The organism is Streptomyces sp. NPDC002580 (assembly GCF_042889485.1).
In the GTDB taxonomy this organism is placed as follows: domain Bacteria; phylum Actinomycetota; class Actinomycetes; order Streptomycetales; family Streptomycetaceae; genus Streptomyces.
On sequence record NZ_JBIAQZ010000003.1, the window covers coordinates 246551 to 257179 of the forward strand.

Below are 10629 nucleotides of genomic sequence, written 5' to 3' on the forward strand. Positions count from 1 at the left end.
CAGAAAGGATCTTCACCAGCAATGACCGACGAGAACACGCCGAGCACTCCTGAAGACGGCGACATCGTCCTGCGTCTCGAGCCCGTCGGGCTCGAGACCGAGATGCAGCGCTCGTACCTCGACTACGCGATGTCCGTCATCGTGTCGCGCGCGCTGCCCGACGTACGGGACGGTCTCAAGCCCGTCCACCGCCGCGTCCTGTACGCCATGTACGACGGCGGCTACCGGCCCGAGAAGGGCTTCTACAAGTGCGCCCGCGTCGTCGGCGACGTCATGGGCACGTACCACCCGCACGGCGACTCCTCGATCTACGACGCGCTGGTCCGCCTCGCGCAGCCGTGGTCGATGCGGATGCCGCTGGTGGACTCCAACGGCAACTTCGGATCTCCCGGCAACGACCCGGCGGCCGCCATGCGGTACACCGAGTGCAAGCTGAAGCCGCTGTCCATGGAGATGGTCCGTGACATCGACGAGGAGACCGTCGACTTCACGGACAACTACGACGGCCGCAACCAGGAGCCGACGGTCCTGCCGGCCCGCTTCCCGAACCTGCTGATCAACGGCTCGGCGGGCATCGCGGTCGGTATGGCCACCAACATCCCGCCGCACAACCTGCGCGAGGTCGCGGCCGGCGCCCAGTGGTACCTGGAGAACCCCGAGGCCTCCCACGAGGAGCTCCTGGACGCGCTGATCGAGCGCATCAAGGGCCCCGACTTCCCGAGCGGCGCCCTCGTGGTGGGCCGCAAGGGCATCGAGGAGGCCTACCGCACGGGCCGCGGCTCCATCACGATGCGCGCGGTCGTCGACGTCGAGGAGATCCAGAACCGCCAGTGCCTGGTGGTCACCGAACTCCCGTACCAGGTCAACCCGGACAACCTCGCGCAGAAGATCGCCGACCTGGTCAAGGACGGCAAGGTCGGCGGCATCGCGGACGTCCGTGACGAGACCAGCTCGCGTACCGGTCAGCGGCTCGTGATCGTGCTCAAGAGGGACGCGGTCGCCAAGGTCGTCCTGAACAACCTCTACAAGCACACCGATCTGCAGACGAACTTCGGCGCGAACATGCTGGCGCTCGTCGACGGAGTGCCGCGCACCCTCTCCCTGGACGCGTTCATCCGCCACTGGGTGACGCACCAGATCGAGGTCATCGTCCGCCGGACGAAGTTCCGGCTGCGCAAGGCCGAGGAGCGCGCGCACATCCTGCGGGGCCTCCTGAAGGCCCTGGACGCCATCGACGAGGTCATCGCCCTGATCCGGCGCAGCGACACCGTGGAGATCGCGCGAGAGGGCCTGATGGGCCTCCTGGAGATCGACGAGATCCAGGCCAACGCGATCCTCGAGATGCAGCTGCGCCGACTGGCCGCCCTGGAACGCCAGAAGATCATCCAGGAGCACGACGAGCTCCAGGCCAAGATCCGCGAGTACAACGCGATCCTGGCTTCGCCGGAGCGCCAGCGCGGCATCATCAGCGACGAGCTCGCCGCGATCGTCGAGAAGTTCGGTGACGACCGGCGCTCCAAGCTGGTGCCCTTCGACGGTGACATGTCCATCGAGGACCTGATCGCCGAAGAGGACATCGTCGTCACCATCACGCGCGGCGGCTACATCAAGCGCACCAAGACGGAGGACTACCGCTCGCAGAAGCGGGGCGGCAAGGGCGTCCGCGGTACGAAGCTGAAGCAGGACGACATCGTCGACCACTTTTTCGTGTCGACGACGCACCACTGGCTGCTGTTCTTCACCAACAAGGGCCGCGTCTACCGGGCCAAGGCGTACGAGCTCCCGGACGCCGGACGCGACGCGCGTGGACAGCACGTGGCGAACCTGCTGGCCTTCCAGCCGGACGAGGCGATCGCCGAGATCCTCGCCATCCGTGACTACGAGGCGGCGCCCTACCTGGTGCTGGCCACCAAGGGCGGACTGGTCAAGAAGACCCCGCTCAAGGATTACGATTCGCCTCGCGCCGGTGGCGTCATCGCGATCAACCTCCGTGAGACGGAGGACGGATCCGACGACGAACTGATCGGAGCCGAACTCGTCTCGGCCGAGGACGATCTGCTTCTGATCAGCAAGAAGGCTCAGTCGATCAGGTTCACCGCGACGGATGACGCTTTGCGACCGATGGGCCGTGCGACCTCGGGCGTCAAGGGCATGAGTTTCCGCGAGAGCGATGAGCTTCTCTCGATGAATGTTGTTCGACCCGGTACGTTCGTGTTCACTGCGACAGACGGTGGGTACGCGAAGCGGACCGCCGTCGACGAGTACCGCGTCCAGGGTCGTGGTGGCCTGGGTATCAAGGCCGCCAAGATCGTCGAGGACCGCGGTTCCCTCGTCGGCGCGCTGGTGGTCGAGGAGACCGATGAGATCCTCGCCATCACACTGTCCGGTGGTGTGATTCGTACGCGAGTCAACGAGGTCAGGGAGACGGGCCGTGACACCATGGGCGTCCAACTGATCAACCTGGGCAAGCGCGATGCCGTGGTCGGCATCGCTCGTAACGCCGAGGCCGGTCGTGAGGCGGAAGAGGTCGACGGCGGTGACGCCGTGGACGAGAACGCCGAAGGCATCGAGGCTGTCGGTACGGAAGAGGGCGAGTCGTCCTCGGCCGAGTAGCGCGAGGAGTGAGTATTCGTGAGCGGAGCCACGGGCGCCGGATCGACCGGTACGGAAACGGACGGCGGCCGTGGCACCGCCACGGAGGCGACTGACTCCCATGACTCTCATGGATCCCAGGGGGGAACTGTGACGGACACCCGAGACCAGCAGGCCCAGCAGTACGCGGGCGGGAAGGCGGCTCCGGTCGGGGCGCCCACGCCGCCGAGCGTGCCGTCGGCAGGTCCGGCGCCGGTGTCGCCGTCGCCGCTGCCCGGTGAGCGACCGGGCCAGCAGCCCACGCAGCCGTACCACCCGCCGCAGGCGTATCCGGCGCAGCCGCCGTCGGGCGCGGTCCGCCGACCGCGCACGGGGGCCCGCACGACGCCGCGCACGCGCAAGGCTCGGCTGCGGGTGGCCAAGGCCGACCCGTGGTCGGTGATGAAGGTCAGTTTCCTGCTCTCCATCGCGCTCGGCATCTGCACGATCGTGGCGGCCGCGGTGCTGTGGATGGTCATGGACGCCATGGGCGTCTTCTCGACCGTCGGCGGCACGATCTCCGAGGCGACGGGCTCGAACGAGTCGAACGGCTTCGACCTGCAGTCGTTCCTCTCGCTCCCGCACGTCCTGATGTTCACGTCCGTCATCGCGGTCATCGACGTGGTCCTCGCGACCGCTCTGGCGACCCTCGGAGCGTTCATCTACAACCTCTCCGCCGGCTTCGTCGGCGGTGTCGAGCTGACGCTCGCAGAGGACGAGTGAGGGTCCGCTCAAACGCCCTCCGACTATCGATTTTGGGACTGGCCGCGTCGTGCGCTAATCTTCAGAGGTCAGCGCGCGGGACACACACCGCAAAGCGCGGCGGGGCTATAGCTCAGTTGGTTAGAGCGCATCCCTGATAAGGATGAGGCCACAGGTTCAAATCCTGTTAGCCCCACCAGTACGAAGAACCCCGGTCCTTTTGGACCGGGGTTCTTCGGCGTCCACGGCTGATATCCGTCCTGCGGCGCGATGACCGATCCCGATCCTGATGGAGTCGGAGTAGACGGCGCCGCCCCGGCCATGACGGTCTCTTTGGGACGCGGGAGCCTGGAGCGGGCTTCCAGGGGCCGGAACCGGCCCCTGGATCCTCCAGGGCGCGCCCATCCTCGTAGGGCCGGTGTGGATCCGGTCGGTGGCGGCGTTCGGGGCGCGCCGGTCGAAGCGGGGGACTTCCGGCGGGCTGTGTCCCGTGGCGGTGGCCGCAGGGTGCCGCCGCGGTGGCGGGCCCGCCGGACGCCGATCGGGTGGAGACCGCGAGGCCCACCGGGCGGCTGAAGGTCCGTGAGGAGCCCTTTCGGGCTGACCGTTCCACCGGGCTCTGAAGAGAAGGTCGGTCCTGGCTCCGTGAAACGTCGAAGGCCCGGCGACTCGTCCGAGTCGCCGGGCCTTCGCCCTGGGTGCTTTGTACGCAAGTTCGCCGCTACGTCAGGGTATGTGAGGGGTGTGGGTCACGCGCTGGGCCGCATGAAGGGGCGCGTGCGCGACCGGGAGGAGCTGTGAGGGGGAGAAGGGGAGGAGAGGGGCGCAAGGACGGGAAGGGGCCGGGGAGGCGCGCTGTGTCGACCGCGGGTGACCGGCGAGGGACGGCGTCCCGTGCTGGAGGCCCCGGGCGGAGGACCGGGTCCCGTGCCTGTTGCTCGTACCGACTTCTCGTACCGACTTCTCTCAGGGTGCTCGCCGCTCGTGCCGACTTCTCGTGCCGACCTCGTACGGTGCTCCCCGCGCGGGTCTCAGCGCTGGAGGGGTGCCGAGGCTGCGAGGCGGGTCAGGGGCTCCGTGGCGGGCGCTGTGAGGGCCTCGGGGCCGGAGCAGGCTTCGGGGCCGACGGCGGCCTCCGGATCGGCGGGGGCGGCGGGGTCCGTCAGGGCGTCGTCCGCCGGTGTGCGGTGGCGGCAGCTCGGCGAGGAGCCGTGGGCCTCGGCGCGGATGCGTTGCTTCATGGTGGGGGGCAGTGCCCGGCTGTGGGACCAGGTTCCCTGAGTCGGCGCAGGGGCCGTCACGGACACCTCGGCGTTGCGGACCGGGCCGGCCTGCGGTACCGCGGCGGCCGCGGTGGTCGTGATGAGTCCCAGCGTCGTGCACAGCGCCAGGAAGGCGGTGACGATGGCGGTCCACAGCTTCATGACCTTGTTCTGGGTCATGGCCCCTCACTTTCGGGTCGGGCGATTTGCGTACTTTCCTCATCATGTGTATGCGGGCCGCGAAGTGGTGGACCTGCGCACGTGGCGCGTTGATGTTCAGATGAACACCACCCGTTTGGCAGTAAAAGCCAAGAAAAGTCCATGGATGACAGGGGAAGTTACTTTCCGCGATGCGTGATCACCCTGAGATCGGAGCGGTCGGATCCCTGTCTACTGCTGCGTGAGGGGCCGTAGTTGAGGGCCGATCCAGGTCACCGATCGATATCGGTCGGTGTGTATAGTCGGGCGGCAGAGGTCCCCTAAATCAACGAAAGACGAGGTCGCGCGGTGAAGAAGCTTCTCCTGATCGCACTGGCTGCCATCGGCGGGCTCCTCGTGTACCGCCAGATCCAGGCGGATCGCGCCGAGCAGGACCTGTGGACGGAGGCAACTGACTCCGTGCCCACGGGTTCGTGAGTACCGACAACAGTCTCGGACCAGACCCCGGCCGCCCTCGCGGTCGGGGTTTTGTGTTTTCCGGAGCCCGGACGCATCGCGAAAGCGTGCGAAACGGGCGGACCCGCGGACAATGACGGCCGGGCGGCCGTTGCCTTTCGGCCGCTCCCGCCGATAGCGCGGGTGCCGCGGAGGCCGACGGGGCAGGATGGTCCGCCTCAGGGCTGCGACGAGGGGTGGCGCGTGATGGGGCGGCGCACAGGGGGCCGGCGTGCCGAGGGCCGGGGCGCGAGGTCGTGGCACGGCCGGGTGCTCACCGTCATGGCGGCGGCCGCGCTGTGCGGGTCCCCGACGCTGGTGGACCGGGCCGCCGCCTCCGAGCCCGCGGGGGTCCGGACCGCGGCGGCCGGCACGAGGACGGCCGTCGAGGGGACGCCCGGGCCGTACTCCTTCGCCGAGGACGCCACCACCGTCGAGGGCGCGGTGGACACGACCTACTCCGAGCGCCTCGAGCCCGGCCACACGTACAAGAGCTCCGTAGGACCCGCGGGCCGGGAGGGCAGGCTCTACTACCGTCTCGAACTCGACTCCGTGTCCACCGCGTACGTGGCCGCCACCGCGATCCCGCGGCCCGGCGTGCGGGTCTCCTACTCGGACGGCCTCAAGGTCTCCCTCCAGGACGCCGACGGCCGCAACTGCGGCTCCTCCGGAACGGCTCACTTCGGGGCCACCCAGAGCCCGCATCCCATCGCCGCCGGGGCTTCCCGGGAGACGGGCGGTAAGCGGTACGCCTGCCAGACGGCGGGAACGTACTACGTGGTCGTCGAACGCACCGGAGCGCCGGGTGCGGCGGGCGGGACGGATCCGGCCGCCACGACGTCCTCCCCGTCCCGCGTGTGGGACCTGGAACTCAGCTGCGTCTCGGAGCCCGGTCTGAAGGAGGCGCCCGCTTCGACGAGCGCTCCGGAGGCCTGGAACTCCGCGTCGCCCGAGGCCGTGGCGGGGGACCCGAAGCACCGCGTCGGCGGGGCGGGATTCAGCAGGGCCGGTTCACTGGGACAGGGAGTCTGGCAGGACGCCATCGGCCCCGGGCAGACGCGCTTCTACAAGGTGCCGGTCGGCTGGGGCCAGCAGCTCTACGCCACCGCGTCCCTGGGCAGTTCGAGCGGCGGCGACGGCTCTGTGGGCACGGCCATGACGATGTCCCTCTACAACCCGGTACGCGGCTTCGTCGACGACGTCGCCACCGGATACGCCGGCGGCCAGCGCTCCGCCGCGTTCCGCCCCCTTCCTCCCGTCGCCTACGAGAACCGCTACGCCCTGAGCGACCGTGTGAGCGGAATGCGGTTCGCGGGTTCCTACTACCTGGTGGTCCATCTCGCCGCGCAGGTGGGCGACCACTTCGGCGAGGGACCGTTCGGGCTGACCCTGCGGGTGAGCACGGCCGGAGCGGCGGGTGCGGGCCCCGAGTACGCGGGACCGGCGAGGCCCCAGGACGTCTTCGCGGTGCCGACGGGGGACTCCGACGACGCCGACGGCGACGGTACGGAGGGCACGGGGGACGGTGGGAGTGGTGGCCAGGGCCGAAGCGGGACCATGAAGCTGGTCGCTGCGGGGGGAATCGGCACCGGCACCGTACTGACGCTGACGCTCGGCCTGTGGACCCTGGTCGCGAGGCGGCGGGCGGCGACGGCCTACGGGCCCGCGCCGGAGGAGGCGGAGACCGCTTCGGGCCGGCCGTCGGCACCGGTGCGGGCGCCTTGGGAGCACGGGGCACCACGGAGCGGCTAGTACCCGGCCGCCCCGTCCGTGGTGCCTCTCGGCCCTCGGCCGCCCCACCCGTGGCCTCAGACCTGGCTCAGTGCCCAGAACCCCACCGCGAAACAGGCCAGGGCGACCAGGAGCATCGGCACCGCGATCTTGGCGGATGGCCCCGGACGGGGTCGGGCGCGCCTTCTGCGGCCCTTTGTGACCACCGTCGTCCGAGGCGGATTCTGAACGGACCGAGCGGTGTACGCGGCGGTGGGGGCGTACGTGTGCTGCTGGACGTCGGGGGACGGGGCCGGGAGCCGATGGGGGGCCGCCGCTCGCGCGGGTACGGGTGTGGCAGCGGTCGTGGGCGTCGGGGTCGGGTCGAAGGGCGGCGGATAGAGCGGGGCGGGGGGCGGTACGGAGGCGGGCGGGTTGGGCGGCGTCTCCGGCGCCGCCTGGTGGTGCCGCTGTTCCGGGGGGTACGGGGGCAGGCGGGGCGGAGCCTCGGCCCGCGGCCGGCGCGGGGAGCCGGTGCCGGTCTCGGAGCGCGGCGGCGGCAGATGGAAACTGCCGGTGTCCGACATCGACGAGGGTCGAGCGGAGGTCCTGGAGACGACGGGGTCCGGGGATGTGGCACCCGGGGCGGTGAGAAGCCCGGCGTCCTCGGAAGCGGGCAGGGGCTGGACGGCGGCGGGGGCGGCCAGCGGCCGCGGAGGCTCAGGGGCGGGCTGAACTCGCGCGTCGACGGGAGCGGGCCGAGGCTGTACGCCGTCCTCGGCGGGCCTCGGGTCCACGGCGCCCTGGGCGGGGGCCTGCCCCTCGTCTCCGGGGCGGAATTCCGGGAGCCCGCGTTCGGCGCCGAGATCCGCGCTCTCCGCTTCGGCCCCGGGACCGGGCCGGACGTTCCCCGGGACGGGTTTCCCCACTCCGGGGACCTGTCCGGAGCTGGATCCCTCGTCAGGGGCGGGCGAGGGATCCGGGGCGCGGAAGACTTCGGAGCGGGGGTCGGGGACGGGGCTCGAACCGGAATCGGGGTGGGGGCGGGAGTCGGAACCGGACCCTGAGGTGGAGCGGGAAGGCGGGCGGGAGGCCGACAGGGAGGCGGAGTCGGTAGCGGCACCGGACTCAACAGCCGCACCGGACTCGGTACCGGCACGGGGCTCGATGCCGGTACCGGTTCGGGTGTCGACCCCGGTGTCGGTCCGGGTGTCGGTGCCTGTGCCTGTGCCGGTTCCGGTTCCGGTCTCCGGACGGCGACGGGAGGACACGGCTCGTGGACCGATCGCGGAGGCGTTGCCCCCTTCCGAAGGGCCCGTGGGGCCGAATCCCTCCGGCAGCGGGCCGATCTGGTCGAAGACCTCGATCAGTTCGTCGTCGGGGCCGGGCTCGGGCAGCAACTCGACTGCCGCGGCGAGGGCCTTGCGCGCCCCTGTGGCGGTGCGGAAGCGGGCGTCCGGGTCCGGTTGGAGGAGCATCGCCACGACCTGCCACAGAGGCTCGGGTATCCCTCGTGGGGCGGACGGCGTGCCGTGCTCGGCGAAGTACTCGATCAGCGCCTTGGCGTCGGGCTTGGCGCCTTCCAGGAGGTACAGGGTGACCAGACCCGTGGCGAACAGGTCGGCGGGGAAATCGGGTTCGGAGCCCAGCAGTTGCTCCGGCGCGAAGTAACCCGGGGTTCCCACCACGTAGTTGGTCTCGGTGAGCCGTGGCTCACCGAGCCGCATCGCGATGCCGAAGTCGGACAGGCGCAACCGCGGCCGGCCCGTGCCGGTCGCCTCGAGGAGCACGTTGGCGGGCTTGATGTCGCGATGGACGACCCCCTCCGCGTGCACGGCGGCGAGGCCCGCCAGGAGCTGGTCGATCAGGGTGCAGACGAAGAGGGGAGGCAGCGGGCCGTAGTCGTTGACCAGGTGGACCAGGGAGCCCCCGGCGACCAGGTCCATCGTGAACAGGACCTTGTCGTCGTCGGCCGCCCAACTGGCCGGAGCCAGTACGTGCGGATGGTCGATGCGCAGCGCCTGTTCCCGCACGAAGCGCAACAGCGCGTGCGCGTCGCTCTGCTGGAGCACCTTGGCGGCCACGTAGCGGCGCCGTCGGTGGTCCCAGGCGCGCCACACCGCACCGACTCCCCCGCGCCCGATCGGGTCGACCAGTTCGTACCGGCCTGCGAAGACCTCACCCATGGTCGTGCGTCGCTCCCCTTCGGCGGTCGGTCCGGAGACCTCTTCCGAGGCGCCCGGCTGCCTGACGTGCGGCGGCTGGAAGGTTGTTCGGGCCTCCAGCGCCGGGCGGTCGACGGCCGGGCGGTCGGCTCAGCTCTGGTGGGACTGGTAGTGCGCGACCGCGTCGGAGGTACGGCCGGCGCCGTAGACCCGGAGGAACTCTGCCAGTTCCGGGTGGGTCGGGGCGAGGGTGTCCGCCGCGTCGATGATGTCCCCGGCCGCCGCGACCGAGCGGAGCAGCGACTGGATCTCGCGGACGACCCGCTTGACCGTCGGAGCTCCTGAACTCGTCGTCGACTGCGTGGTGTTGCTGAGCACCGATCCCCCCTGGGACTTCTTGATCTCGTCCATCCGCTCGGTGGCCTCGGCGGCGCTGACACTCCCGTCGGCGACCTGCCCCGCCAGGTCCTGCAGGAGCTGCACGCGCTGGACCACCGCGGGATTGCCGATCTTGGCCCGCTGGCCGCTCATCAGCTGCGACAACATGGGCGCGGAGAGCCCCAGCACCCCGGCAAGACGCGCCTGGTTCAGGCCCAGGTCTTCTATGAGCCTACGGAAGAGCGCCCCCAACGGCTCCCCGTACCAGTTCCGCTGCAGCTCCCGGGCTCTCGCGGTTGCTTCCTGCTGTGCGGCGTCCATTGCGTCTCCCCATCGCTTCCCCAAGTACCGCGGTTCGCGACAGCGAACCACGTCGAGCATCTTACGGAGAGTGGTCGTCCACGGGGACCCCCATCTTTTTTGCGAGATCCCGGGGGTGACCCGGTACTCTGGTCTGCGGCGCCCGTCGACGGATGGTTTCTGTGGTCGGACGCTCCCCTTACGGGGCCTTAGCTCAGTTGGTAGAGCGCTGTCTTTGCATGGCAGATGTCAGGGGTTCGACTCCCCTAGGCTCCACACCTCGGACCGGCCAGACGCCCGACAACGGCGTCTGGCCGGTTTTCGTATGTCCCCCTTTCGACCGTGTGCGGACCTGCCGTGAGGTGGTCGTCGGGCAGGCCGGAGACCCATGCGCCGGCCCTCGGTGACGTGCGTCACAAAGAGGGGGTTTGCAGTCGTTGCATTTCTTTGCGCAAACGGATGGCCGGCGCGGGGCCCGGGGATCCGCCGCGCGGTCGGCCGGGGCGCCACCGGCGCGCGACGGGTCCGGCCAGGGCCCTTGTGTGAGCTGCCGTGCGGGCTGCCGAGTAACCGGGTCGGCGCATTCCGTCAACAACATCTCCACGGATGCCGCACATGAAGACCGTTGCAAACGTCACCGTGAGCGGTTCGGGTAAATCGCCCGCAGGGCACCGCCGGTCCCGCCCGGCTGTTCCACGTGAAACATCGCCGCGGGGGGGGGGGCCCGCCCCCCCCCCCCGCCCCGGGGGTGGTGTGTGGGGATAAATTGGGGGGGGGGCGCGCCGCCCCCCCCTACACGCCGTGCGTGGGCGGGTCCCCCGGGGGCC

General features: G+C 70.3%; 7 protein-coding genes and 2 tRNA genes. 6 read left to right on the top strand and 3 right to left on the bottom strand.

The window, feature by feature from the left end; translation table 11 throughout:
• Positions 1 to 21 precede the first annotated feature (21 nt).
• From gyrA to ACFYW7_RS12055, 3 genes are all read left to right on the top strand, one after another.
• The gene (gene gyrA / locus ACFYW7_RS12045) at positions 22 to 2613 is read left to right on the top strand and encodes a DNA gyrase subunit A (RefSeq protein WP_389500837.1); all 2592 of its coding nucleotides are present in this window, start codon (positions 22 to 24) and stop codon (positions 2611 to 2613) included.
• A gap of 18 nt (positions 2614 to 2631) precedes the next feature.
• On the top strand, positions 2632 to 3354 hold the full coding sequence (locus tag ACFYW7_RS12050) for a DUF3566 domain-containing protein (protein WP_389500839.1): 723 nt from the start codon (positions 2632 to 2634) through the stop codon (positions 3352 to 3354).
• Between the two features lie 101 nt (positions 3355 to 3455).
• Positions 3456 to 3532 (top strand) — tRNA-Ile (locus ACFYW7_RS12055).
• An 832-nt stretch (positions 3533 to 4364) separates the two neighbouring features.
• On the opposite strand, the gene ACFYW7_RS12060 is transcribed toward ACFYW7_RS12055, so the two are convergent.
• Positions 4365 to 4775 (bottom strand): DUF6344 domain-containing protein, encoded by a 411-nt coding sequence (locus ACFYW7_RS12060; RefSeq protein WP_389500841.1) that lies wholly within the window; start codon positions 4773 to 4775, stop codon positions 4365 to 4367.
• A gap of 327 nt (positions 4776 to 5102) precedes the next feature.
• Here ACFYW7_RS12060 and ACFYW7_RS12065 point away from each other — a divergent pair, with 327 nt between their 5' ends.
• Together ACFYW7_RS12065 and ACFYW7_RS12070 are read left to right on the top strand one after the other, a co-directional pair.
• A complete protein-coding gene (locus ACFYW7_RS12065) occupies positions 5103 to 5231 on the top strand; it encodes a DLW-39 family protein (protein ID WP_217710499.1) in 129 nt (42 codons plus the stop codon).
• 225 nt (positions 5232 to 5456) lie between these two features.
• Positions 5457 to 7001 carry a hypothetical protein gene (locus tag ACFYW7_RS12070; RefSeq protein WP_389500844.1) on the top strand — a complete coding sequence of 515 codons (1545 nt, stop codon included), beginning with the start codon at positions 5457 to 5459 and terminating at the stop codon, positions 6999 to 7001.
• A 56-nt stretch (positions 7002 to 7057) separates the two neighbouring features.
• Here the strand turns inward: ACFYW7_RS12070 and ACFYW7_RS12075 are convergent, their stop codons facing one another.
• Both ACFYW7_RS12075 and ACFYW7_RS12080 read right to left on the bottom strand, forming a co-directional pair.
• Positions 7058 to 9145 carry a protein kinase gene (locus ACFYW7_RS12075; protein ID WP_389500846.1) on the bottom strand — a complete coding sequence of 696 codons (2088 nt, stop codon included), beginning with the start codon at positions 9143 to 9145 and terminating at the stop codon, positions 7058 to 7060.
• 129 nt (positions 9146 to 9274) lie between these two features.
• Positions 9275 to 9823 carry a transcriptional regulator gene (locus ACFYW7_RS12080; protein WP_037614940.1) on the bottom strand — a complete coding sequence of 183 codons (549 nt, stop codon included), beginning with the start codon at positions 9821 to 9823 and terminating at the stop codon, positions 9275 to 9277.
• Between the two features lie 182 nt (positions 9824 to 10005).
• Here ACFYW7_RS12080 and ACFYW7_RS12085 point away from each other — a divergent pair.
• Positions 10006 to 10078 (top strand) — tRNA-Ala (locus tag ACFYW7_RS12085).
• Positions 10079 to 10629 lie beyond the last annotated feature (551 nt).

Excerpts from the sequence above, each read along its gene's own strand:
- gyrA (WP_389500837.1), top strand. The coding sequence starts at position 22 with ATGACCGACGAGAACACGCCGAGCACTCCTGAAGACGGCGACATCGTC.
- ACFYW7_RS12060 (WP_389500841.1), bottom strand. The coding sequence starts at position 4,775 with ATGACCCAGAACAAGGTCATGAAGCTGTGGACCGCCATCGTCACCGCC.
- ACFYW7_RS12070 (WP_389500844.1), top strand. The coding sequence starts at position 5,457 with ATGGGGCGGCGCACAGGGGGCCGGCGTGCCGAGGGCCGGGGCGCGAGG.
- ACFYW7_RS12075 (WP_389500846.1), bottom strand. The coding sequence starts at position 9,145 with ATGGGTGAGGTCTTCGCAGGCCGGTACGAACTGGTCGACCCGATCGGG.
- ACFYW7_RS12080 (WP_037614940.1), bottom strand. The coding sequence starts at position 9,823 with ATGGACGCCGCACAGCAGGAAGCAACCGCGAGAGCCCGGGAGCTGCAG.